This window comes from Lentzea sp. NEAU-D7, assembly GCF_026242055.1.
Lineage (GTDB): Bacteria > Actinomycetota > Actinomycetes > Mycobacteriales > Pseudonocardiaceae > Lentzea.
In genome coordinates this window covers 128,616-153,171 of record NZ_JAPJDL010000021.1, presented here as the reverse complement: position 1 = coordinate 153,171, position 24,556 = coordinate 128,616, and the positions used below count along the sequence as shown (strand labels likewise).

General features: G+C 69.2%; 19 protein-coding genes. 13 read left to right on the top strand and 6 right to left on the bottom strand.

Annotated features, from left to right (window positions below; all coding sequences use genetic code 11):
- Positions 1 to 15: 15 nt before the first annotated feature.
- A complete protein-coding gene (locus ORI60_RS34460; protein WP_266042182.1) occupies positions 16 to 4,557 on the bottom strand; it encodes an ATP-dependent helicase in 4,542 nt (1,513 codons plus the stop codon).
- A 109-nt stretch (positions 4,558 to 4,666) separates the two neighbouring features.
- Here ORI60_RS34460 and ORI60_RS34455 point away from each other — a divergent pair, with 109 nt between their 5' ends.
- The 7 genes from ORI60_RS34455 (at position 4,667) to ORI60_RS34425 (ending at position 11,206) form a co-directional block, all read left to right on the top strand.
- Positions 4,667 to 6,526: an Hsp70 family protein gene (locus tag ORI60_RS34455; RefSeq protein WP_266042181.1), complete on the top strand. Its 1,860-nt coding sequence runs from the start codon at positions 4,667 to 4,669 to the stop codon at positions 6,524 to 6,526.
- A 53-nt stretch (positions 6,527 to 6,579) separates the two neighbouring features.
- Positions 6,580 to 7,842: an MFS transporter gene (locus ORI60_RS34450; protein WP_266042180.1), complete on the top strand. Its 1,263-nt coding sequence runs from the start codon at positions 6,580 to 6,582 to the stop codon at positions 7,840 to 7,842.
- Between the two features lie 9 nt (positions 7,843 to 7,851).
- Positions 7,852 to 8,046 carry a DUF3046 domain-containing protein gene (locus tag ORI60_RS34445; RefSeq protein ID WP_266042179.1) on the top strand — a complete coding sequence of 65 codons (195 nt, stop codon included), beginning with the start codon at positions 7,852 to 7,854 and terminating at the stop codon, positions 8,044 to 8,046.
- 147 nt (positions 8,047 to 8,193) lie between these two features.
- Entirely contained in the window at positions 8,194 to 9,240 is a 1,047-nt protein-coding gene (gene recA, locus ORI60_RS34440) for a recombinase RecA (protein ID WP_266042178.1), read from the top strand.
- Positions 9,241 to 9,251: 11 nt separating this feature from the next.
- The gene (locus tag ORI60_RS34435; protein WP_266042177.1) at positions 9,252 to 9,761 is read left to right on the top strand and encodes a regulatory protein RecX; all 510 of its coding nucleotides are present in this window, start codon (positions 9,252 to 9,254) and stop codon (positions 9,759 to 9,761) included.
- Between the two features lie 76 nt (positions 9,762 to 9,837).
- On the top strand, positions 9,838 to 10,293 hold the full coding sequence (locus ORI60_RS34430) for a MarR family winged helix-turn-helix transcriptional regulator (protein WP_266042176.1): 456 nt from the start codon (positions 9,838 to 9,840) through the stop codon (positions 10,291 to 10,293).
- A gap of 109 nt (positions 10,294 to 10,402) precedes the next feature.
- Complete coding sequence (locus ORI60_RS34425) at positions 10,403 to 11,206, top strand: alpha/beta fold hydrolase (RefSeq protein WP_266042175.1); 804 nt, start codon at positions 10,403 to 10,405, stop codon at positions 11,204 to 11,206.
- A gap of 63 nt (positions 11,207 to 11,269) precedes the next feature.
- On the opposite strand, the gene ORI60_RS34420 is transcribed toward ORI60_RS34425, so the two are convergent.
- Positions 11,270 to 12,076: a S1 family peptidase gene (locus ORI60_RS34420; RefSeq protein WP_266042174.1), complete on the bottom strand. Its 807-nt coding sequence runs from the start codon at positions 12,074 to 12,076 to the stop codon at positions 11,270 to 11,272.
- A gap of 146 nt (positions 12,077 to 12,222) precedes the next feature.
- Between ORI60_RS34420 and ORI60_RS34415 the strand changes: the two genes are divergently transcribed.
- Genes ORI60_RS34415 through ORI60_RS34405 form a run of 3 tightly spaced genes read left to right on the top strand, consistent with a single transcriptional unit; the run spans position 12,223 to position 14,920 of the window.
- Entirely contained in the window at positions 12,223 to 12,984 is a 762-nt protein-coding gene (locus ORI60_RS34415) for a DUF4190 domain-containing protein (protein WP_266042173.1), read from the top strand.
- Between the two features lie 42 nt (positions 12,985 to 13,026).
- Entirely contained in the window at positions 13,027 to 13,794 is a 768-nt protein-coding gene (locus ORI60_RS34410; RefSeq protein ID WP_266042172.1) for an RNA ligase family protein, read from the top strand.
- Positions 13,787 to 14,920 (top strand): AAA family ATPase, encoded by a 1,134-nt coding sequence (locus ORI60_RS34405; RefSeq protein ID WP_266042171.1) that lies wholly within the window; start codon positions 13,787 to 13,789, stop codon positions 14,918 to 14,920. Before ORI60_RS34410 ends, ORI60_RS34405 begins: the two co-directional genes overlap by 8 nt.
- A 131-nt stretch (positions 14,921 to 15,051) precedes the next feature.
- On the opposite strand, the gene ORI60_RS34400 is transcribed toward ORI60_RS34405, so the two are convergent.
- The gene (locus ORI60_RS34400) at positions 15,052 to 16,269 is read right to left on the bottom strand and encodes a DUF4142 domain-containing protein (protein ID WP_266042170.1); all 1,218 of its coding nucleotides are present in this window, start codon (positions 16,267 to 16,269) and stop codon (positions 15,052 to 15,054) included.
- A 272-nt stretch (positions 16,270 to 16,541) separates the two neighbouring features.
- Between ORI60_RS34400 and ORI60_RS34395 the strand changes: the two genes are divergently transcribed.
- The 3 genes from ORI60_RS34395 (at position 16,542) to ORI60_RS34385 (ending at position 20,282) form a co-directional block, all read left to right on the top strand.
- Positions 16,542 to 17,069 (top strand): sigma-70 family RNA polymerase sigma factor, encoded by a 528-nt coding sequence (locus tag ORI60_RS34395; RefSeq protein ID WP_266042208.1) that lies wholly within the window; start codon positions 16,542 to 16,544, stop codon positions 17,067 to 17,069.
- Between the two features lie 2 nt (positions 17,070 to 17,071).
- Positions 17,072 to 17,506, top strand: a complete 435-nt coding sequence (locus ORI60_RS34390; protein WP_266042169.1) for a zf-HC2 domain-containing protein — start codon at positions 17,072 to 17,074, stop codon at positions 17,504 to 17,506.
- Between the two features lie 235 nt (positions 17,507 to 17,741).
- The gene (locus tag ORI60_RS34385; protein ID WP_266042168.1) at positions 17,742 to 20,282 is read left to right on the top strand and encodes a LuxR C-terminal-related transcriptional regulator; all 2,541 of its coding nucleotides are present in this window, start codon (positions 17,742 to 17,744) and stop codon (positions 20,280 to 20,282) included.
- Here ORI60_RS34385 and ORI60_RS34380 read toward each other — a convergent pair.
- The 3 genes from ORI60_RS34380 to eda all read right to left on the bottom strand — a co-directional run bounded on the left by ORI60_RS34380 (position 20,242) and on the right by eda (position 24,277).
- On the bottom strand, positions 20,242 to 21,477 hold the full coding sequence (locus ORI60_RS34380; RefSeq protein ID WP_266042167.1) for an MFS transporter: 1,236 nt from the start codon (positions 21,475 to 21,477) through the stop codon (positions 20,242 to 20,244). The genes ORI60_RS34385 and ORI60_RS34380 overlap by 41 nt on opposite strands.
- Complete coding sequence (locus ORI60_RS34375) at positions 21,477 to 23,441, bottom strand: PEP/pyruvate-binding domain-containing protein (protein WP_266042166.1); 1,965 nt, start codon at positions 23,439 to 23,441, stop codon at positions 21,477 to 21,479. Before ORI60_RS34375 ends, ORI60_RS34380 begins: the two co-directional genes overlap by 1 nt.
- 212 nt (positions 23,442 to 23,653) lie before the next feature.
- Complete coding sequence (eda, locus tag ORI60_RS34370; RefSeq protein WP_266042207.1) at positions 23,654 to 24,277, bottom strand: bifunctional 4-hydroxy-2-oxoglutarate aldolase/2-dehydro-3-deoxy-phosphogluconate aldolase; 624 nt, start codon at positions 24,275 to 24,277, stop codon at positions 23,654 to 23,656.
- Positions 24,278 to 24,556: the final 279 nt, after the last annotated feature.

The following is a 24,556-nucleotide window of genomic DNA, read 5'->3' as shown; positions in this document are numbered from 1 at the left end:
AACTGGGCGGGGTGCTCACGCCCGCAGGCGCAGGCCCTTCGGGGTGGCGCGGAAACCGGCCTCCTGCAGGACCGTCGCCAGGTGCGAGGTGAGTGCGATCTCGCCATCGGCTCGCTGGACCGCCAGCTGGCCCAGCCAGCCGTCGCGGACAGCCCGGCTCAGGGCGTTCGCGGCGGTGCGCAGGGTCGGATCGTCGTCGGTGAACGACAGCAGCGACTTGCCTCCTCTCTCCACGTAGAGCACCGGGGCGCCGTCGACCAGCACCGCCAGCGCGCCGGCTTTGCGAGCCGGCCTGTGCTTGCCCTCGCCCAGCGGATCCGGCCACGACAGAGCGGCTCCGTAGGGCTGGGCCGGGTCGGCCGCGGCGAGCACCACCGCGACTTCATCGGCTTGTGAAGGCTGACCGGGCGGGCGCGACAACGCCCGAAGGCGGTCCACCGCGCCCCGTGCCGCGAACTGGGCGGCGCCCAGGCCCTCGACGACGTAACCGCGGATGACCTGGTTCGACTCCTCCATGGCCCGCAGCACCTTGTAGACGCCGCTGAACCCACCCGTCACGCGTTCGGTGTCGAGGGCGCCCCTGGTCAGCACGCCGTGGCGTTCCAGGAAGGACTCGGCACGCGCGTGCGCCCGGCGGGTCGGGTTGTCGGCCGGGGCCACCGCGAGAGACCAGCGACCGGCGGCGGTCGGCGGGCCTGAGCGGGAAGGCATGTCGGGACGGGAACGCAGCCGGGCGTAGCGGCCCCGCGGAGCACTGCGGCGAGGTTTGTGCGCCGCGCCGCCACCGGACACCAGCGCGCGCAACGGCGACAACGTGTCGTTCGTGATCAGCCCCGCCCACACCAGGTCCCACAGCGTGCCGACCACTTCGGCGTCCGTGCACGTCACGGACATCGAGGCCCGGTCGACCACCTGGCGGAAGAACAACGCCCCGCCCGACAACGCCTCCAGGACCGCCGTGTGCAGCGGCGACTCCGGGATCGACTCCGGCACCAGATCGGGCAGAAGCAGGTCGGCCACGTCGGCGGGGGCGAGCGCGATCCACCCGTCACCACCGGCCAGCGCGCCGCAGCCCGTCCACGTCACCTCGCCGGACGCCGTCAGCTCGTCCAGCAGCGCCGGGTAGTAACCGGGCAGCCGGGACGGCAGCAGCAGGGACTCGAAGGCGCTCGCGGGAAGCGGTGCGCCCGCGAGCTGTTCCACCACCGAGAACACGTCGTCGACCGTCGGTGCCGAACGCAACCGCCGGCCCAGGCCGTGCCACTGCGGCAGGAACCTGCCCAGCGCGGCCGGTTCGACCGGCTCCACCTCGGACCGCAGCCGGGCGAGCGACGCCCGGCGCAGCCGCCGCAGCACGTCCGCGTCGCAGTACTCGGTGTGCGTACCGCCGGGACGGAGCTCACCGCGAACCAACCGGCCGGTGGCCGCCATCCGTTCCAGCACACCCGTCACCACGGCCACGCCCAGACCGAAGCGGGCAGCGGGTTCGGAGGCCGGGAACGGCCCGTGGGTGCGGGCGTAGCGGTTCAGCAGGTCGCCCAGCGGATCCGCCACCGGTTCGGTGAACGCCTCCGGCACGCCGACAGGAAGCGCGACGCCGAGCGCGTCGCGGACCTTGCCCGCGTCCTCGATCGAGATGCTGCGTTCCTCGCCGGCGATCCGGACGCGGATCACCCGACGCTCGGCCACCAGTTCGTCCAGCCACTCGCGGGGCACTCCGCGTTCGAGCGCCTCCGCGTCCGAGAGGTCTCCGAGGAACCGCAACAGGTCCGCGGCGTCCTCGGCGTGCCGGGGGCGGCGGTCCTCGGAGAGCCGTTGCAGGCTGCGTTCGACCTCGGCCACGATCTCCGGGTCGAGCAGCTCGCGGATCGCCTCAGAGCCGAGCAGTTCCGCGAGCAGCGTCGAGTCGAGCGACAACGCCGCCGCCCGCCGTTCAGCCAGCGGAGCGTCCAGCTCGTAGAGGAACATGCCCACGTACCCGAACAGCAGGCTGCGGGCGAACGGCGACGGCGACGGGGTCTCCACCTCGACCACGCGCACCTTGCGCGCGCGGACGTCCGACATCAGCTCCTTCAGGCCCGGCACGTCGTACACGTCCTGCAGGCACTCCCGCATCGCCTCGAGGACCACCGGGAAGCTCTCGTACTTCGAGGCGACCGACAGCAGCTGCGCTGACCTTTGCCGCTGCTGCCACAAGGGGGTGCGCCGGCGGGGATCGCGGCGGGGCAGCAGCAGCGAACGGGCCGCGCACTCGCGGAACCGGGCCGCGAACAACGCCGAGCCGCCCACCTCCGCGACCACGATCTGCTCGACCTCGTCGGGGTCGAGCAGCACGTCCTCCGCGCCCGCCGTCACCTCGACGCCTTCGTAGTCCAGGGCGTCGGGCAGGCGCAGCACGATGCCGTCGTCGGAGTGCGCCGCCTGCACCTCGACACCGCGCTTCTCCCGCAGGCGGGCCGCGATCGCGAGCGCCCACGGCGCGTTGACCTGAGCGCCGAACGGGGAGTGCACGACGAGCCGCCAGTCGCCCAGCTCGTCGCGGAACCGTTCCACCAGGACGGTCCTGTCGTTCGGCACGTGCCGCGTCGCCTCGCGCTGCTCGCCCAGGTACGCCAGCAGGTTGTCCGTCGCCCACTCGTCCAGGCCGGCGGACGTGGCGCGTTCGCGCGCCGCCGAATCCTCCATCGTGGACACTTCGCGCAGGAACTTGCCCATGGCGCGGCCGAGCTCGAGCGGACGCCCCGGGGCGTCGCCCTTCCAGAACGGCATCCGCGCGGGCTGCCCCGGCGCGGGGACCACGATCACCCGGTCGTGGGTGATGTCCTCGACCCGCCACGACGAGGTGCCCAGCAGGAACGTGTCGCCGACCCGCGACTCGTAGACCATCTCCTCGTCGAGCTCGCCGACGCGCGAGCCGGGACCGTTCTCCGAGGCCGGTGTCATGACCGCGAACAACCCCCGGTCGGGGATCGTGCCGCCAGACGTGACCGCGAGCCGCTGCGAACCGGGGCGGCCGCGCAGCTCGGAGTTCACCCGGTCCCAGGTGATCCGCGGCCGCAGCTCGCCGAACTCCTCGGACGGGTACCGCCCGGACAGCATGTCCAGCACCGCGTTCAGCGCCGACTCCGGCAGCCCGGCGAACGGCGCCGCCCGCCGCACCAGCGTCGTCAGCTCCTCGACCGTCCACGTCTCCATCGCCACCATCGCGACGATGTGCTGGGCCAGCACGTCGAGCGGGTTGCGCGGGAACCGCACGGCCTCGATCGCGCCGTCCCGCATCCGCTCCGCCACCACCGCGCACGACACCAGGTCGCCGCGGAACTTCGGGAACATCACGCCCCGCGACACCGCGCCCACCTGGTGACCGGCCCGGCCGACGCGCTGCAGCCCGGACGCGACCGACGGCGGCGCCTCCACCTGCACCACCAGGTCGACCGAGCCCATGTCGATGCCGAGCTCCAGCGACGACGTCGCCACGACGCACGGCAACCGGCCCGACTTCAGGTCCTCTTCCACCGCCGTGCGCTGTTCCCGCGACATCGAGCCGTGGTGCGCACGGGCGACGGACGCGGTCTTCTGCACCGTCATCCCGGACTGGGCGATCGCCTCGGCGGGGAACGACTCCAGCTCCGCGGCCTCCTCGGCGAGCTCGTTCAGCCGCGCGGTCAGCCGTTCCGCGAGCCGCCGCGAGTTCGCGAAGACGATCGTCGACCGGTGCGCCCGCACCAGCTCCAGCACCCGTGCCTCGACCGACGGCCAGATGGAGGAGCGCTGCTCGGCTCCGGCGGCCGAACCCGACACCTCACCCGTCGGCTGGCCGAGCACCGACATGTCCTCGACCGGCACCTCCACCTCGACCTGGATGACCTTCGGAGTCTTCGGCTGCACCACGGACACCGGCCGCCCGCCGGCCAGGAACGTGCTGATCTCCTCGACCGGCCGCACCGTCGCCGACAGCCCGATCCGCTGCGCCGGCCGGTCGAGCAGCGAATCCAGCCGTTCGAGTGACAACGCGAGGTGCGCGCCGCGCTTGGTGCCCGCCACCGCGTGCACCTCGTCGATGATCACCGTCTCCACGCCGCGCAACGACTCGCGCGCCGACGACGTCAGCAGCAGGAACAGCGACTCCGGTGTCGTCACCAGCACGTCCGGGGGAGTGCGCCCGAAGGCCCTGCGCTCCTCCGGCGACGTGTCACCCGTGCGCATGCCCACGGTGATCGACGGCTCGGCCAGGTCCAGCCGGTGCGCCGCCTGCCTGATGCCGGCCAGAGGGGCGCGCAGATTCCGTTCGACGTCCACCGCCAGCGCTTTCAACGGCGAGACGTAAAGCACCCGGCAACGCTTTTTCGGCTCCGACGGCGTGGAAGAAGAAGCCAGCCTGTCCAGCGCCCACAGGAACGCGGCCAGCGTCTTGCCCGAGCCCGTCGGGGCGATGACCAGCGCGTGCTCGCCCGCCGCCGCGGCCGCCCACGCACCCGTCTGCGCCTGGGTTGGTGCGGCGAAGGCCCCGGCGAACCACTGCCTGGTCGCCGGTGAGAATGCCTCCATCACGTCCATGGCGACCATCATGACGCGGGGGTCCGACAATTTCTGATTACGCAGGTCCGAGCACTCGGCGAAGGCCGCTGTGGCACGATCACCACGTACGTCCTGCGAGGGGAGCACGGTGCGCGTCCTGTCCGTCGACCTGGGCACCGCCAACACGGTTGCGGTGCTGTCCGACCACGGTGTGGTGGATGTGGACGGTGGGCCCACGATGCCCTCGTCCGTCTACCTCGACGAGGACGGCTCCCTGCGCGTCGGCCGGGAAGCGGACCGGCGTTCGCGCCAGGACCCGTCGCGCTACGAGCCGAACCCCAAGCGCCACATCGACAAGGCGACCATCAAGCTCGGCGAGCAGAACCTGCCGACCAACGACGCGCTCGCGGCCATCTACGCGCGCGTCATGGAGGCCGTGACGGCGCTGCTGAAGGGCGAGCACCTCGACGAGATCCGCCTGACGCACCCCGCCGAGTGGGGGCCCACCAGGCGCAACAGGCTGCTGTCCTCGGCCAGGCTCGCGGGCATGACCGGCGAGCTCGTGCCCGTCCCCGAGGCCATCGCGGTGGCCTCGCTCGGCGGAGGCCGCCCGCTCGCCGTCTACGACTTCGGCGCCGACACGTTCGACGTCTCCGTGCTCGACTCCCAGCACCGCATCCTGGCGGACGGCAGCCTCAGCGACGTCGGCGGTCTCGACGTCGACCAGGCGCTGATGGAGCACATCGGCCGCACCGTCTCGCACAAGGACCCGGCCGGCTGGCAGCGGCTGATGCGCCCGGTCACCGTCGACGACCACCGCGCCCGCCTCGGCCTGAGCGAGGAGCTGCGGCTCGCGAAGGAGGACCTCTCCGAGCTGCCCCAGGTCGAGGTGCTGATGCCGGAGCCGTTCGAGAAGGTCGTCATCACGCGCGCCGAGCTGGAGGCGCTGATCAGGCCGAGCCTGATCCGCAGCACCGAGGTGCTCATCTCGACGGTCCGCGCCGCTGGCGTCACGCCCGAGCACGTCTACCTGGTCGGCGGCTCGTGCCGGATGCCGCTGGTCGCGCAGATCATCGCGGAGAAGGTCGGCATCGTCCCGACCAACCCCGACCACCCGGAGACGATCGTCGCGTCCGGCGCGCAGGTCGTCGACCGGGCGACGATCACGCTCAAGGCCGAGGACGACAAGCCCAAGTTCGTCGAGCCGCCCACAGTCGTCACCGCGCCGGTCAGCCCCGCCGTGACCGGCCCGCACCCGGTGAACCCGAACGTCAGCGGCCCGAACCCCGTGATCAGCGGCTCGTACCCGAGCGGTTCGTATCCCAGCGGTTCCTACCCGAGTGGTTCGTACCCGAGCGGCGCGTACTCGGCGAGCGGCACCTATCAGGTGAACCCGAACACCAGCGGCAGCTACCCGGCGAACTTCCCGCAGCAGGCACCGAAGAAGGACAACAAGAAGGTCCTCATCGGTGCCGGCGCCGCCGTCCTCGTGGTGGCGGGCGTGATCGGCGCGGTCTTCGCGTTGTCCGGCCCGAGCCTGCCCAGCGCCGACGAGTGCAAGGACGACACCTCGCAGGACGGCCAGGGCTTCACGAAGTGCCTGCGCCAGCTCGCGGGCGCCGTGCCGGACGGTGGCGGCTGCGAGAAGGCCGACTCCGCGCAGATCACCGGCATGGAGGAGATCAAGGGCACGGTCGTGAGCTGCACGATCCGCGACGGCTACGAGGTCCAGTACATCCTCACCGACAGCGTCACCGGCGCGGAGAACAACGCGGCCTCCATCTCGAAGTCGTTCCAGACCGACCGCGTCGAGGCCGACTGGACCGGCAACGGCCTGGAGGGCGGCTACAGCGCGGCCACGTCGAGCGGCACCGGCGTGCTGGTGTTCACCGCCAAGGGCCGTCCCATGTTCGGCATCCTCACCAAGACCGCCGAGGAGAACGCGGACGAGCTCAAGGCGGACGAGATGGCCGACTTCTTCGAGAAGTCCGTGCAACCGGGGGAGTAACCGCCCCTGATGGACCTGTCGGCGAGAGGTCCGGCCGTGCCACGATCGTGATCATGGTGACCGTCGCGCCGCAGGTCGAACGCGTGCAGCGCAAGGTCGTCCGCGTCCTGACCGGCACCCAGGTCCTGGGGTCGGCGGCGGTGACGATCGGCCTCGCGTTCAGCACGCTGATCGCCGCCGCGCTCTCCGGGTCCGAGGCCGTCGGCGGGCTCGCGCAGACCGCGGCCGTCGCGGGCGCCGCGCTGCTCGCCCTGCCGGGAGCCCGGCTCGCGCAACGCAGCGGGCGTCGTCCCGCGCTCGTCCTCGGCTACGGCATGGGAGGGCTCGGCGCGCTGATCGCCGCTGTCGCCGTGGGCCTCGGGTCGTGGCAGGTGCTGCTGGTGGGCCTCCTCCTGTTCGGAGGGGCGTCCAGCGCGAACTACGCGGCTCGTTACGCCGCGACGGACCTGGCGCATCCGCATCGCCGTGCGCGCGAACTCTCCCGCGTGGTGTGGGCGGCCATGATCGGCGCGATCATCGGCCCGAACCTGGCCGATCCCGCCGGGCGGGCGGCCGGCGCGCTGGGTCTCCCGGCGGGCGCCGGGCCGTTCCTGCTGGCGGCCGTCGTCCTCGCGGCCGCGGTGCTGGTGATCCAGTTCGGACTGCGGCCGGACCCGCTGGTCGTCGTGAAGAGCACACGACCGGTTGAATCCGCGGACTGCTGCGCCGGAGGCGCCAGCGGTGAGAGCCCCCGCGGCCTGAAGATCTGGGCGACGCTCGGGCCGATGGCACGACTTGCACTCGTTGGTGTGATGTTGTGCCACACGGCGATGGTCGGGCTGATGTCGATGACACCGGTGCACATGAACCACGCCGGGTCGTCGTTGCGCGTGGTCGGCGTCGTGATCAGCCTGCACGTCGCCGCGATGTACGCCGCGAGCCCGCTGTTCGGGTGGATGGCGGACCGGATGGGCCGCGTGCCGGTGCTCGCGATCGGCGCGTCGCTGGTGGTGGCGGCGTCCGGGGTCGCGGGGACGGCGCCCTCGCACGACGCCCCGCAACTCGCCGTGGGGCTGGCGCTGCTCGGCTTCGGCTGGTCGGCCGGGCTGGTGGCGGGATCCGCGTTGCTGACGGAGTCCGTGCGGGTCGAGGACCGGCCCGCCGCGCAGGGACTGTCCGATCTGGTGATGAACGTCGGCGGCGCCATCGGCGGAGCGGTGGCCGGGATCGTCGTGACGGCGTGGTCGTACGCGGCGCTCGGGCTGATCGTCGGGTTCACCGCGCTGCCGCTGCTGGTCGTGTGCCTCCTCGCATCGCTGCGCAGGCCCGTTCGTTAGGGTCTTCCGGTGCGCATCACCATGTTCCGCAAACTCATGGCGGGGGAGTTCGGCCAGGTCAGGGCCGAGATGATCGCCCGCGACCACGTGCTGTCGTCGCTCGGGGGCCGTACCGCGGACGAGGCGCTGGAGGCCGGGATCGAGGCCAAGGAAGTCTGGATCGCGGTCTGCGAAGCGTTCGACGTCCCGGAAAATCGCCGCTGACCGGGGCGCCGGGAGTGTCGCGTGTGCTCGAACACGTGTTCGGCTACAGTGGCTGCGACCCCCGGCTTCGCAGAATTGTCAGACCCCGCCAGTAGCGTCAGGTCCAACATGACGAAGCAACGGCAGACGACAAAAGGTGGACCCAAGATGGCACCCGCAGCACCCGACCGGGACAAAGCGCTCGAGCTGGCCCTGGCGCAGATCGACAAGCAGTTCGGCAAGGGCTCCGTGATGCGCCTCGGCGAGGAGGGCCGTGCCCCGATCGCGGTGATCCCGACCGGCGCGATCGCGCTGGACGTGGCGCTCGGCATCGGTGGCCTGCCGCGCGGCCGGGTCGTCGAGATCTACGGTCCGGAGTCGTCGGGTAAGACGACCGTCGCCCTGCACGCGGTCGCGAACGCACAGCGCAACGGTGGCATCGCCGCGTTCATCGACGCGGAGCACGCGCTCGACCCCGAGTACGCGAAGAAGCTGGGCGTCGACACCGACGCGCTGCTGGTGTCGCAGCCCGACACCGGTGAGCAGGCGCTCGAGATCGCGGACATGCTGGTCCGCTCCGGCGCGCTCGACATCCTGGTCATCGACTCGGTCGCCGCCCTCGTGCCGCGCGCCGAGATCGAGGGCGAGATGGGCGACAACCACGTCGGTCTGCAGGCCCGCCTCATGAGCCAGGCGCTGCGCAAGATCACGGGTGCGCTCAGCGCGTCCAACACGACCGCGATCTTCATCAACCAGCTGCGCGAGAAGATCGGCGTGATGTTCGGCTCCCCGGAGACCACGACCGGTGGTAAGGCGCTGAAGTTCTACGCCTCCGTGCGCCTGGACGTGCGCCGCATCGAGACCCTGAAGGACGGCGGCGAGCCCGTCGGCAACCGCACCAGGGTCAAGGTCGTGAAGAACAAGGTCGCGCCGCCGTTCAAGCAGGCCGAGTTCGACATCCTCTACGGCAAGGGCATCAGCCGCGAGGGCTCGCTCATCGACATGGGTGTCGACCAGGGCATCCTGCGCAAGTCCGGTGCCTGGTACACCTACGAGGGCGACCAGCTGGGCCAGGGCAAGGAGAACGCCCGCAAGTTCCTGCTGGACAACCCCGACATCGCGAACGAGGTCGAGAAGCGCATCAAGGACAAGCTCGGCATCGGCGCCACCCTCGACGCCGACGAGACGGTTCCCGCCGCGCCGGTCGAGTTCTAAGAGGTTGAGGTTTGGACGACGCTGAGGAGCAGCGCAAAGCGCGGGACATCTGCTACGCGCTGCTCACCGCTCGGGCCCGTTCCCGGCAGGAGCTGTACGACGCCCTGCTGCGCAAGGGGATCAGCGCCGGCGCCGCCGAGGTCGTCCTCGGCAAGTTCGACCGTGCCGGCCTGATCGACGACGCGGAGTTCGCCGAGATGTGGGTGCGTTCCCGGCACACGTACAACGGTCTGGGCCGCCGCGCCCTGGCCATGGAGCTGCGCCGCAAGGGCGTGGCGGACGAGGTGGTGGCCGAGGCCGTCGCCGCGGTCGACAGCGAGGCCGAGGAAGAGCGTGCCCGCGAACTCGTCCGCAAACGCCTGCGCACCCTGTCCGGCGTGGACGAGACGACGAAGATCCGTCGCCTCGTGGGTGCGTTGGCGCGCAAGGGTTATGCCGAAGGCCTCGCCTATCGCGTGGTGCGCGACGAGCTGCGCGCCGCGGGAGCCGAGGCCTCGGCGCTGGACGAGCCCTGGTCGTAGGCCAGGGCAGGTCCCCTTCGGGGTGCCGCAACCGATCACGCCGCTCGAGCGGTGGGCTCCGAGTAGCCTGAAAAGCGTGAGCACTACTCCCGAAGCGCCGTCCGCCGTGACTCCCACGGTCTCGGACCTGCTCTGCTTCGACCTCTACACGACGTCGCGAGCGGTCACCGGCTTCTACCGCCCGATCCTCGACAAGGCGGGCATCACCTATCCGCAGTTCCTGGTGATGCTGCTGCTGTGGGAGAAGGACTCGAGGCCGATCCGGGAGCTCGTGCAGGAGCTCGCCCTGGAGTACAGCACGCTCTCGCCGTTGATCAAGCGGCTGGAGAAGAGCGGGCTGCTGGTGCGCGTCACGCACCCCGACGACGAGCGATCCGTGCTCGTCCAGCTCACCGACAAGGGCCGTGACCTGCGGTGGATCGGTGCCGAGATGTTCAACCAGCTCGGCAAGGCGCTCGGCATGACTCTCGAGGAGATCACCGTTCTCCGCAAGGCGCTGAACCGGGTGAAGCACGGCGCCGAGCGCCGGTGAGCTGAAACACATCGCGCGCGAGGTAACTCGTCGGGTAACTTACATCGTGCACGACCTAATCGAGCACGATGCACCACCGAGCGGTGGCCGACGAGAGAGTGAGAGACCGATGCGAGTTCGCAAGGTGTTCGCGGTTCTGGGGACGCTCCTGGCACTGGCCGCCGTTGTTCCGTCCGGTGCCGGTGCGGCGGAGGACGCCGAAAAGCAGCAGGGCCCCAAGAAGCCGACGATCGTGCTGGTGCACGGCGCGTTCGCGGACGGGTCCAGCTGGAACGGTGTCGTGGAACGCCTGCAGCGCAAGGGGTTCGAGGTCGTGGCGGTGGCGAACCCGCTCAGGTCCGTCACCGGTGACGCGAACTACCTGCGCCAGGTGCTCGCCTCGATCGACGGGCCGATCGTCCTCGCCGGACACTCCTACGGCGGCATGGTCCAGTCGGCCGCGGCGCTCGGCAACCCGAACGTGAAGTCGCTCGTCTACGTCGCGGCGTTCGCGCCGGAGAAGGGCGAGAGCGCTCTCGAACTGTCGAACAAGTTCCCCGGCAGCACCCTCGGGGACACGCTGTCCACCATCGACATCGGCGACGGCAGCAAGGACCTGACGATCCAGCAGGACAAGTACTGGCAGCAGTTCGCGGCCGACGTGTCCCGCAAGGACGCGACACTGGCGGCGGCGACACAGCGGCCGATCAACGACACCGCGCTGACGGAGAAGGCCGGCGAACCCGCGTGGCGCACCGTCCCGTCGTACTTCGTGGTGGCGGGCAAGGACAAGAACATCCCGATCGCCGCGCAGAAGTGGATGGCCGAGCGCGCCCAGGGCCGTGCGGTCGTCGAGGTCAAGGGGGCTTCGCACTCGGTGGCCGTGTCGCACCCGGACACCGTGGCTGACCTGATCGTGCGCGCCGCGAGGTAGTCGAAGGCCGAGAAAGCCGGGACGCGGGCAGGGGCGTCCCGGCTTTCTCGTGTCCGTGGCCGGCTACGGCTGGGGCTTCGCGATCTGGCAGCCGGGGAGCGTCAGGTCCAGCGTCGTGCGGGGACCGAAACAGGAGACGAAGCCGAAGGTCTGCTGGCCGTAGTTGGTGCCCCGGCGGACGGTGATCCTGCCGTCGGCGTCGACCTCGCACGGGTTGTTCATCGTGCAGCGGCCGCCGCTCTCGTTGCCGGTGTTGTTGACACCGACGACCTTGCCGCTCGCGTTGTCGATGATCGGCGAGCCCGACGTGCCGCCGATGGTGTTGCACGACGGCGTGTAGCGCAGCGAGTCGTTCCAGGTCCAGTTCGCTTCCTTGACCTGGTGGACGAAACCGTCGATCTGACAGGAGTAGATCCGCGTCCAGTAGCCCGAGACGATCCGGATCTCCGACTTGGCGACGGGGCGCGACGCCGACAGTTCGAGGGCGGGGCTGCCGTGCTGCTGCTGGATCTGCTGGTAGGTCTTGTCGAGTTGGTAGAGCGCGGCGTCGGTGCCGGTCATCGTCGCGTAGACGAGCTTGGCGCTGTGCAGCTTCGCGATCTCCGCGCCGGATCCGCCGAGCAGCTTGAAAGTGCGGTCCACCGGCCGGTCGACGAGCACCTGGCCCGGCTTCATGAACTCGACGCAGTGCCCGTTGGTGAGCACGAGCGCCTTGTCCGCCGGAGCGGAGCTGGGCAGGCGGACGACCGAGCCGGAGCAGTTGTCGAGCTTCACCGTGCCGGTGAAGTCGACGGCGGCTTGGGCGGGTGTCGTTGTCACGCCGAGTACGGCGATCGCGGCCAGCAGGGTTCCGGCGAGTCGTCGAGCCATGTACGGATCGTAGTCGCTTGGCTACCTTCGGAAGTCGGCCGACTGGCCGGTCATAACTCGATCGGGTGACGCTGATGGTTGGGGCTAACGGGTGAACGGGACCGATCGACGTCGTGGTCACACATCGCAACCCTCCAGGAGACGTGATGACCTTTCCGACGCCGCCCGTCTACGCCCAGCCTCAGGTCGCACCGCAGAAGCCGACACGATTCGGTGCGCTCGCCTGGGCCGCGGTGATCCTCGGGATCGTCGGTGTGGTCGGCTCGTGGGTCATCTTCCTCAACAACCTCACGGCGATCGCCGCGTTCGTCGGGATCGTGCTCGGCGTCATCGCGTTGTTCGGCACGCGCAAGGTCCTCGCGACGGTCGGCGTCGTCCTCTGCGTCATCGCGATCGTGCTGACCGTGGTGGCGCAACAGGCCGTGGTGAAGGAACTCGACAAGATCCTCGGAGACACCAACCCCGGTCAGGTCGAGGCTCCCGCCGAGACCGCTCGGAAGGACGCGCTGACCGAGAACCCGACCTGGGGCAAGCGGTTCACGTGGGCGAACGGCCTCTCGGTCGACGTCGCCGCGCCCGCCGCCTGCACGCCCGGCCAGTACGCGGCGCCGTCGAACATCGCCCGCGCGGTGAGGTTCGAGATCACCATCACCAACGGGACGAGCGCCGCGTTCGAGACCGCGTTGATGTCGGTCGGCATCGACGCGCAGTTCAACGGGCAGAAGGCCGAGATGGTGTTCGACTCCAGCGGCGGCTGTGACAGCACGTTCGACTCGGCGACCGTTCTGCCGGGCAAGACCTACACCTTCCACGTCGCGTACTCGGTCGGTGCGCAGCCCGGTGAGATGCAGCTCGTGTTCGAGCCGACCTTCAACTCCGACAAGGCGGCGTTCGTCGGCAGGGCGTAAACCGTTCGCTCGCGGGCGCGCGGACGGGATACAAATCGGGGCATGTTGCGCAAGTACCCGCGAACGCCCCACCTCGAGGGCTCGCGCCTGCAACCAGGCGACGAGGACCTCGACCAGGTGCCGTTCCGCGCGATCGCGGGGCGGCACCTCGTCGTCGAGGAGAAGCTCGACGGTGCCAACGCGGGCATCAGCTTCGACTCCGGCGGCGTGCTGAAACTGCAGTCACGCGGCCATTTCCTGGCGGGCGGGCCCAGGGAACGGCAGTTCGCGCCGTTGAAGGCGTGGGCCGCGACGCACCAGGGCGTGCTGTGGGAGAGGCTCGGCACGCGGTTCGTGCTCTACGGGGAGTGGTTGTACGCCAAGCACACCGTGTTCTACGACGCGCTGCCGCACCACTTCTGCGAGTTCGACCTGCTCGACCGCGAGACCGGCGAGTTCCTGTCCACGCCGGAACGCCGGCGCGTGCTCTCGGGTACGCCGGTGGTGTCGGTGCCGGTGCTGCACGAGGGACCGTTGCGCCGCCTGAAGGACCTGACCGCGTTGCTGGGCCCGTCCACGTGCCGCACTTCTCGATGGCGTGACGCACTGCTCGACGCGGCGCGGGCGGCGGGGCAGGACCCGGAAGTCGTTGTCGCGGAAACGGATTCGGACGACGACATGGAAGGCCTCTACATCAAGGTGGAGGAGAACGGGCGCACGGTCGAGCGCTACAAGTGGGTCAGGCCCACGTTCCTCACCGCCGTGCTGGACTCGGGCAGCCACTGGCAGGACCGCCCGATCCTGCCGAACCAGGTGGTGGCCCGTGTTTGAGCAACTGTGCCCCACCGGTCCGCAGTGGACCGTCGACTGGGACGCCGTGCGCTCGGCGTTCCCGTGGGTCCGCGCACTCGAAGGCGTGCCGCAGGACCCCGTGCACCACGCCGAGGGTGACGTCGCCACGCACACCCGGATGGCGTGCGAGGCCCTGGTGTCGCTGCCCGAATGGCGGTCGCGTCCCGAGGCGGACCGGGTGCGCCTGTTCGCGACGGTGCTGCTGCACGACGCCGCGAAGCCGTTCCGCACGCAGATCGCCGACGGCCTCGTCACCGCGCACGGCCACTCCCGCGCCGGAGACCTGCTGGCGCGCAAGCTGTTGTGGGAGATGGGACGCCCGATCGCCTGGCGCGAGCACGTTGCCGCGCTGGTGCGGCACCACCAGGTGCCGTTCTGGGCGCTGGAACGACCCGACCTCGACCCCATCGCGTTCCGGGTGAGCCTGCTCGCGCGCAACGACGACCTGGCGACACTCGCCCGCGCCGACATCCTCGGCCGGATCTGCGGCGACGCGGACTCGGTGCTGGAGAACATCGCGCTGTTCGAGGAGTACTGCCGTGAGCGCGACTGCCTGGACCGGCCGCGGGCCTTCCCGTCCGACCACGCCCGCTTCCAGTACTTCCGCACGCCTGGCCGCGACCCCGGCTACGCCGCCTACGACGACACGCGCGTCGAGGTGACGGTGCTGTCCGGACTGCCGGGCGTCGGCAAGGACCACTGGATCGCCGCCCACCGGCCGGGCTGGCCGGTGGTGAGCCTCGACGCGGTGCGCTCGCGGCTCGGCATCACACCCGACGGAGACCAGCGCGCCGTCGCCGCCGCCGCGTTCGAGGAAGCCCGGTCGCTGTTGCGGGCGGGGGAGCGGTTCGTCTGGAACGCGACCAACATCTCCCAGCAACTGCGCGAGCGCTGCATCGGACTCGCCGCCGACTACCGCGCCCGCGTCACCCTGATCGGGCTCGAAGCGCCGAAAAACGTGATCCACGCTCGCAACCGGGCCCGTCCGGAGCCGGTGCCGGCCGCCGTCATCGACCGGCTCGTCGGCAAGTGGGAGGCGGTCGACCCCACCGAGGCGCACGTCGTCGAACGAGTCGACACGGCATCGCCGTCGCCTCGCTCCTGAGCCCGCCGACGCCTCCTGCACGCCCGTTCGGCATCGTCACCTCACCCCAACACCGTGCTGACCTGCGCCTTAGCAATGACTCATTTGACGACGCCGACAAACGAGTCATTGCTAAGGCGGTGGGGTGGGCGTCAGCGGCGATGTTCTCCGTGGTGACCGATCGCCCGGACCAGCCAGAGGATGCCCGCGCCGGCGACCACCAGGACGGCGATGCCGGTCAGAAAGCCGACGCTCGTGGACGAGTCGTCGGGTTGCGGTGGCGGGCTGCTGTTGGGCTTCGTTTGGGTGAGAGCCGGGATGTCGGTCATCTGCAGCGAGTTCGCCTTCACTAGGCCGGTGCCCTCCAGCAGAAGCATGTGCTTGAGCAAGATGGTCAGGGCCGTCTGGGCGGCGATGCGCGCGGGGACGTTCCTGGTCGTCGCGCGGGCGTGGGCCACCTGGCTGACGAGCGAGCCGTCGGCGGCGCGGGACAGGTTCGCGTACATGCTGTCGAGCTCGTCGCCTGAGCTGGACGAGATGGCGTTCGCCCACGACTTCTGTTCCGTCGTCGGTTCGGTGGGGAGGTCCACGCCGATCTGGCGGGCGGCCTCCGTGACCGCCTGGGCCAGCTGGGTGTGCTCGGCGGCGAGCTGGCCCGCGACCTTGCGGACCTTCGCGTCGCGGGCCCGGTTGGAGCTTTCGCGGCTCGCCGGTTTCTGCCACAGCGAATGCTGGGTGAGCAGGACGAGCAATTCCCGGTCTGACGGTTCGATGTTCTGGCCGATGACGCGGACCGAGTTCACCTGTGCCTTGGCGGTCACCAATTCGAACGCTGACGGGTCGGCCTTGCCGGTGTTCTCGAGAACCGTCATTGTGCGAATCAGCATCTGCGCGGCTTGGTGAGCGAGCGTTCGAATTGTGGTGTTCTGCGTTGTCGCTCGCGTTTGCACGGCCATTACGAGAAGTCCGCCCTGCGCTTGCCGGACGATCGTCGCGTAGGCGCGGTCGTGGTTGTCCCCGGTGCGTCCTGCCATCTCGTCGACGAGTGACTGGTGTTCACCGCTGATGTCGTTGGGCAGGACCACGCCCAGTTCTTCGGCGGCTTTCAGGAGGTCGATGTCGAGCCGCGAATGCCCTTCGAAGACGTCCCGTCCGGCGTTGCTCGTGCCGGCGTCCGTGGAACGCGCCGGAGCATCTTTGCTCACCGGCACCAGCCATGAATTCGCCTGCCTCAGGGAAACCATGAATGAACGGTCTGACGGCTGTACCTCTGTCGATTGCGCATTAGCCGGGACGGCTCCGATGAAAGCCCCCAGAAATACGACGGACAGGATGGTGAACAGCGCTGCGTGCTGCCCCAGCGTGTCCAAGCGGTGACGCATAGTGCCCGTTCCCTCCCGCGATCGAGCTGCCTTCAAAGGTGATACGCGCAGGTGAGGTCGGAGTTCACGGGGGAGGAGCAGAGGTCTATGTGACGTGCATCACACAACAATTGGCGAACCATTAGGTGCTGATTTACGTACCCGAGAGGATTTCGCGTTCGCGATGTAGTATCTGGACGATTCCGTGCTCGGCCACCGAGTCGCTGGGACTGCCGCCCGAAGCGAACCTGTCGCCGATATCTGGGGAGGTCGTCAGCTTCATGGTTGATCAGGGCAAGGTCGCACAAGCCCATCAGGACGAAGAATTGCTCACCTTGCTCTACGGGCAGTTCCAGCGGATGTTGTTCTCGCAGGTCCTGTGCCTGACCAACTACGATCGCCAGTGGACGGAAGACGTCGTCCAGGAGACGTTGATCAGGGCCTGGCAGAACTCCGCGCACCTCGTTCGTGAACCAGGGATGTTGCGCGGCTGGCTTTGTACTGTGGCTCGTCGCATTGTGATCGACGGATGGCGGAGCCGGCAGGCGCGGCCGCAGGAAGTCGAATTGTTGCGCCCGGACATCGCTGAATCTCCGGACGACACGGAACAGACACTTTCGGTAATGGTCATCACCGAGGTAGTACGCCAATTGAGTGATGAACACCGTTCAGCGATTTATGAAACGTATGTCATGGGACGAACGGTGAAGGAGGCCGCGATCGTTCTCGGGGTCCCGGAAGGAACCGTCAAGTCCCGGTTGTACAAGGCGATGCACACGATTCGCCGGGCGCTGCAGGACAGGAGCTAGTGATGGTGATCCGTCAACCACATCACGAGCACGCGGGAGCAGACCAAGATCAGGACGACGAGAACCGCACGAGCCCGGAAGGGCCGTGCGGTGATGTGGCGGCGTACGCGCTGGGCGTTCTGGACCCGGCGCAGCACGTGGGCTTCTCCCGGCACCTAGCCGGGTGCGAGGACTGCCGGCGTGACGCGGCCGACTTCGGCATGTTCGCGCCGGCGCTGCGACCGGTGCTGACCGGGAGTCCACCCGGCATGCGTGAGCCGTGCTCCGTCACCCGAAGCGTCCTGCTGGTGGCGGCGGGCGTGGTCGTCGCCATCGCCGCGGTGCTGTCGGTTGTGGACTCGCTGGCCTCGCACGCCGACAACCCCGTCGACGTCGGCACTCTCACACGCGCTGAGACAGTCCACACCGAGAGGTTTCCGCCGGCGTGGCAGATGTGAACCCAGGCGGGAGCCGATGAGCAGGCAGGCGAGGCGCAACCACCCGCGCACGAGCCCGGCGAAGATCATCGCGTTGCACCCGCTCACCACTGCGAACAGCTCACAGTTCCGTTAGCCGTTACCTGTGGGTAAGTTTGCCCGACGACGAAGCGCAGGTCTCTACGGTCGGCACCGAAGGAACACCGAAACCTTCGACCTGCGGTCCTCTCGGTACCGAAGGCAGGGGTAGACAGAGGTGACATCTCCACTACTCGGCCGGGACTGCGAACTCGCGACTCTCGGACGTTTGCTCGACGACGCGGTCCGGGGAAGCGGCTCGTGCGTCGTCGTCACCGGTGAGTTCGGCATCGGCAAGACGGCGGTGCTCGACGCCCTCGCCGCCGACGCCCGCCAACGAGGCTTCACCGTGCGCCTGGCCAAGAGCGCCCGCCTGGAGAGCCACCTCCCCGGTGCGGTGGTGCGGCAGCTCGCGCCATGCCTCGCGAACGAGCACGACCTGGAAGAGCTGTACGCGCGTGCCGCGGACTCCGCGCGCCAGGGACCGATCCTGATGGTCATCGACGACGTGCACGTCGCCGACACCTTCTCCAAGCGCGCGCTCGCCTACCTGCGCCCACGGCTGCAGGAGATGCCGGTCGTCATCGCGCTCGGCGCGTCCCAGGGCTACCTCTCCACGGACGAGGTCACGCTGCCCGAGATCGCCGGAGCCCACCCGCACCGCCTCGACCTCGACGGCCTCGACGTCACCGCCGTCGAAAGCCTCACCGAGAACTTCCCGGACCGGGACGCGAAACGCTGCCACGAGCTCACCGGCGGCAACCCCTACCTGCTCCAGGCCTTGTTGCGTGAGGAAGGCGAGGGTTCGGCCGCGGTCGGCGAGATGATCGGCATGCGGCTGCGCGAGTACACCGGCGCCGCCGAGGTCGCCCGGTCCGCGGCCGTCCTGGACGGCGACGCCGGTCTCGAACTGCTCTCCGCACTCACCGGCTTCGACGCGCTGCCCGCCGTCGACATGCTCGTCCGCCTCGGCGTCCTCGCCGACACCGACCCGCTGACGTTCCGGCATCCGTTCGTGCGCAACAGCATTCTCGCCGACATGCCTGTCGCGGTCCGTTCCGCCGCGCACGCCCGCGCAGCCTGGCTGCTGTTCGAGTCGGACGCCCCGGACGAGCGCGTCGCCGAGCACGTGCTCAAGGCCAGGTCCGTTCGCTTACCGTGGTCCGTCGACCTGCTGCGCGAGGTCGGCGGCGTCGAGCACCTCGAACGGGCGCTCGACGAGCACCTGTCCGACGAGGACCGCCTCGCGGTCGAGGTCGAGCTCGGGCACACGGAACACCTGCGGGACAACGCTTTGGGCCGCGACCGGGTCCGCGACGCGCTGATGCGGTGCGAGGACCCGCACCTCGCCGCGAACGTCGCGCTGGGGTTGATCCGGCGCATGTGCACGGGTTCGGACGCGCACTTCGCCGTCTCGCTCGCGATCATGGTCATCGCCCGGCTCCTGCCGGAGGACCGCGATCTGGTCTGGAACCTCGTCTGCACCACGTACTTGCTGTCGGCCAACCGCGACGCGCACATGGCCAACTGCGCGGGCAAGTACTTCGAGGACCTCGTCGGCGACATCCCGCAGGACCCGAACCTCAAGCGTGCCCGGTCGGTGTTGCTCGCGGTCGGCAACGCCCGCAGCGGCGACTCGTACCCCGAAGCCGTCGAGCACGCGCTGGAGGCGCTCGACGGCGAATGGGTCGACGTCTTCGGCGCGTCCTACGTCTTCACGTTCCTGGTGCCGGTGCTCGGCGACAATCCCGAGCACATCAACAAGTTGTGGCTCTCGCACAGCACCGCGCCGGTCTCGCACGACCCGCACCTGCGCCGCGGGATGCTCAGCATGATCGCCCGTGCCGCCGCCTTCCACAACAGCGGCGACCTGGCGCGCGCGTACACGTTCCTGACGCCGCCGGTCTCCACGGGCAACATGGAGTGCCCGGCCGTCGTGCTCGCGACCGCGAAGCTCGCCGAGGTCTGCATCGAGATGGGCCAGTTCGACGAGGCGGCCCCGCTCGTCACCGAGGACGGGACCCTGCTGCAGCACATCAACATCGTCTACGCCCGAGGCCGCCTCAAGCTCGCGTCGTGCCACGCGGAGGGCGCGCTGGAGGACCTGCTGGAAGCGGGCCGCCGGCTCGCCGCACGCGAGATGCCCAACCCCGCGCTCATGGCGTGGCGGCACCACGCCGTCCGCGCGTACCTGGCGCTGGGCAACCGGGAGGACGCCGCCCGGCTCGCGCACGAGGAGCTCGACCTGGCCAAGCGGTGGGGGTCGACGAGGGTGATCGGCACGGCGTTGATGAGCGTCGGCATGAGCACCGACGACATCGACGTCCTCGCCGAGGCCGAACAACTCCTCGCCTCGTCACCGCACCGCCTGCTGCACGCCCAGTCGCTGTACTGGCTCGGCCACCACCTGCGGCGCAAGGGCCGTGCCGACGAGGCCGCGGCGCACCTGCGGCGGTCGTTCGAACTGGCCCGCCGGCTGAGCGCGCATCCGCTGGCCAAACTCGCGGGCAACGAGGTCCGCGACGAGGACGACCAGGTGCAGGGCCTGACCAAGCAGGAGAACCGGGTCGCGCGGATGGCGGCGCAGGGCCTCACGAACCGGCAGATCGCCGAAGCCCTGCACCTCACCCGGCGCACGGTGGAACTGCACCTGTCGAGCGCCTACCGCAAGCTCGGCATCACGGGACGAGCTGCGCTCGTCGCCGCCTTGTGGTCCTGACGGCGACCAGCAGGCCCGCCAGCGACGCCATCACGATCACCGTGACGACCGACGACAGCACCAGGAACTCGTCGAGCCTTCCACCGGTGAGGTAGGCGCCGAGCGCGATCGCCACGACCGCGCAGACGGCACGGTCCATGATGGACTCCATCGACAGAAGCGTTGCGCGGTAACGGGGGTCTGGGATGGCGTCGTTGAGCAGCTTCTTCTGGACGGGGAAGCTCATGCCCGCCGTCACGGAGAACAGGCACAGCAACACGATCGTCACCACACCGCCGGACGGCACGACGAACCCGATCGCCAGCGCCATCACGACCGTCAGCAGGAACACCGACTTCGCCGGGCCGATCCTGCGCGACAGCCAGTGCGGACGCGCCGCCGCGATCGCCTCGAAGATCGTCATCGCGGCGAGCACCGAGCCGTACCAGCCGACCGGGACGTGCTTCGACTCGAGCACCGGCTGGAACAGGTTCACCTGCAGGATCCGGACCAGCGTGAACATCGCGATGCCCTGGATCATCAACAGCAGCAGCCAGCGGGACCTGCCGAGGTCCTGGAACGCGCCGCCGACACCCGCGAGCAGCTTCGACGTCCTGCCCTCCGGCCGTGTCCAGCCCGGGATCGGCGGGAGCCTGAGCGCCAGCCCGACGGCGATCGCCGCGTTGATCGCGGTGAGCCAGTACGGCGACGGCGTGTTCCACTGCATCAGCAGGCCGATCACCGGCCAGCACACGATCTTGCCGACCAGGCTGTACGACCTTCCGACCCCCTCTGCCTCGAGGTAGAGGTGCCCGACGTTGTGCGCGTGGAGGTATTCGTAGAGGTAGGCGCTCTGCGCGCCGGAGATCAGCGACCTGGCCAGTGCGATCAGCAGGAAGTGCACGAGGAACCCTGTGTAGTTGCCGGCGAGCACCGGCACCAGGTTCGCCACGACCAGCACGCTCGCGCCGAGCCACAGCGACGTGCGGTGGTCGAAGCGGTCCGCGACCATGCCTGTAGGGATCTCCAGGAGGCAGAACGCGATGTAGTAGATCGACTGGATGCCGAAGATCTCGGCGTCGCTCAGCCCGAGCTGCTTCTGGTACTCGTAGAAGATCGGGATCCACAGCAGCAGCCCGAAGAAGAACTGGAAGCCGTACGTCAGGCGGACGGCACGCGCCACTTCCGGAGTCGCCGGTACGCGAAGACCCAGCATCAGATCGAGTACGGCCGCAGCTGCAGGACGTACAGGAGGTCGTCGGTGGCGAGCCACTCGATGTCGACCGGCGAGTCGAACGTGTAGTCCGGCGAGAAGTGCGACTGCAGCAGCCTGCCGACGATCGCGAGGCGTTGCAGCTGCGCGTGGGCGGCGACGCCCAGGTCTTCCTCCGCGTCACCGAGGGAGACCGTGCGACCGCCACCCTCCACAGTGGAGTACAGGTACTGCATCGGTTGCTTCGAGCCTTCGACGACGTCGGTGACGTTCGGCGAGACGTTGACGTAGACGTTGCGGAAGTCGTTGCGGTTCATCGGGTTCGTGGTGACCATGACGCCGCCGAAGTCCGCCCTGACCTGCTCCTGCACCACGACGCCCATGAAGCAGTCGTCCAGCGAGATACCGGCCTGCTGCCGAAGCCGCACGCTGCGGGCGGACACGAGGGACGCCCACACCTCCTTGACCGACTCCACGATCTTCTCCGCGCTGGTGACGTGGTTGTACGACTCGTAGATGCCCGCGGCGGAGAACCCGGCGAGGTCTTCGGCGTTCGACGAGCTGCGCACCACGAAGGTCCGCACGCCCGCGAGGTTCTCCACCAGCGCGGTGTCCAGCTCGGACAGCAGGTAGTCGGGTACGCGGGTCCTGCGGATCAGCTGCTGCAGCTCGACGCACAACGGCTCGATCTCGCGGGCGTTGAGCTCCAGTGCCATCTTCAGCTTGCCGATGACCTGCTGGATCTTCGGTGAAGACTCCAGGAAGCCCTGGTGCATCGAGAACGGCAGGGCGACCCCACGCGGCACCCGCACCCGTTCCGCGAGCAACCTCTGGGCGTCGCCGAGCAGGTCGCCGGAGTCGCTGCCGAGCAGTTTCGCGAGGTACGGCAGGAGGTTGTCGCGCGGCGGACGTGGCACCGAGAAGAACCCGAGGAGGCGGCGCGGCGACTCGGCGGCCAGCACGTGGTGCAGTTCGCCGAGGTTCGCGGCCTTCGTGCCGTAGCGATGGCTGTCGTTGTAGCGGATCCGGCCGAGGGGGAGGATCGGGTTGTAGGTGTGCTCGGGCTCGTCGAGCGTGACGCGCTGCGCGTACCAGGCCGGACGCCGGCCGGCGTCCTGCGGTTCGTCGATCATCCGCAGCCCGACCCCGGCGCTCTGCGGCGACACCTCGTACTCGACCCACTTGCCGTCGAGGGCTTCCCGATCGATCAGGTCGAACGCGCCGATCTGGATGGCGTTCGGGATGGACCAGCCGGTCGCGAGGACGTTCGTGTGCGACAGCGGAGTGGTGTGGTCGGCGTTGATGATGCCGGCGAGCCGCGGAATGTCGTCCGGAACGCGGTGCATCACCACGATGTCGAACCACTCCAGCGTGTTCTCCCGATACTCCTGCTCGCTGCGGAGCGCGCGTAAACGGCCCTTCGTGACGCCGGGGTTCAGCGCCACGAACTCGGCACTGGAGAACAATTCGTGCGCCAGAATCCGCGGCAATCTTTCCGCCGGAATCTCCACCACCGCCTGTTCCTGGAGGTGGTTCGCGGGCTTGAAGAACAACGGTGCCGCGGCATCGACGTTCTTGCGCACCTCGGCGTAGAAGGACTCGATCATGTCCGCCGGCATGGTGTCGACCTCGACGGTCTCCAGTGAGAACATCAGCCTGCCCTCGCGCTTGTGCAGCGACAGGATGCCGAGGAAGAACCGCCGGTCAGAGGCGTGGTAGAAGCTCTGGTTGAACTCGTCGATCCGCGCCCGCACCTCGCTTTCGGCGATGCCCAGGATCTCGGTGCCGATGTAGAGCGCGTGGAACTCGTGACGTGCGTTGTTGAGGAAGTGAATGGTCTCGTTGTGCCGGTCGACCACCACCTTGACGAATGAATAACCGCCCAGGCTGCCGGACAGCTGGGTGAATGCCGACATGGTCAGCTGTTCCCCGGCCAGCCCCGCCACATCGGTTTCCTGGACAGCCACATCTGCTCCTCTCGTGCCATTGCAAGGAGCGAGTGTGGCACCACGGAGGTCGAGGCTGTTCCGGCTGGAATCTCAATTGGCGGCAGTTCCGCGCGCTTTTCCTCAAACCCCTGTTAATTGGAGACCGGCGTCACCTCCGGTTGGGTGAAGATTCCAACGCGGTGGGACGCCGGTCTCGTGATGTGAGCCGAACTTCCGGTTCGTGAGCTGGGTTACCCGAGCTGCGAGGCCTCGCGGGCAAGGGTCTCGACGCGGTCCCAGTCGCCCTGCGCGAGAGCGTCCTTGGGGGCCAGCCACGAACCGCCGACGCAGCCGACGTTCGCGAGCGCGAGGTAGTTCGGCGCGGTCTGCGGGGTGATGCCGCCGGTCGGGCAGAAGCGCACGTGCGGGACCGGACCGCCGATGGACTTCAGGTAGTCGACCCCGCCCGCGGCCTCGGCCGGGAAGAACTTCAGTGCGGTCAGCCCGCGCTCGGCCAGCCGCAGCACCTCGGACACCGTCGCCGCGCCCGGCAGGTACGGCAGCCCGGTCGCGTCGGCGGCGTCGAGCACCCGGTCGGTCGTGCCGGGAGTGACGAGGAACGCCGCCCCGGCCTTCGCCGCCTGCTCCGCGTGCTCCGGTGCCGTGACGGTGCCCGCGCCGATCACGATCTCCGGGACCTCGCGAGCGACGTTCTCGATCGCGGCCAGCGCGGCGGGGGTGCGCAGCGTGAGCTCGATGACGCGAACGCCACCGCGCAGCAGTGCCCTGGCGAGCGGCACCGCGTGGTCGGCGTCGTCGACCACGACGACGGGGATGACGGGCGACAGGACGAGGAGGTCCGCGCCGGTCGTCACCCGAAGATTGTCACCGTTGGTCACTGCTGCTCTCCTTGCCGAACTGGGCCGAAACTGAGGCCGGGTCTGGAACCAAGATCGATATCGCGTGTCAGCCTGCGTTACCGCCCGCCTTCGCACTCTGCCGGTGCGTGCCTGCAGCCCCTCACCCGGATGCAAAAAACGTTTGCGGACGACCGCAAACGACTCGTTGCAATGGCATCCGGACTGGTGACAGAGCGGTCGCGAGGGTGGCTGTGTGGTGAAGGTTGGAGCGGTCTGCGGGCGTGTTCACGGGCT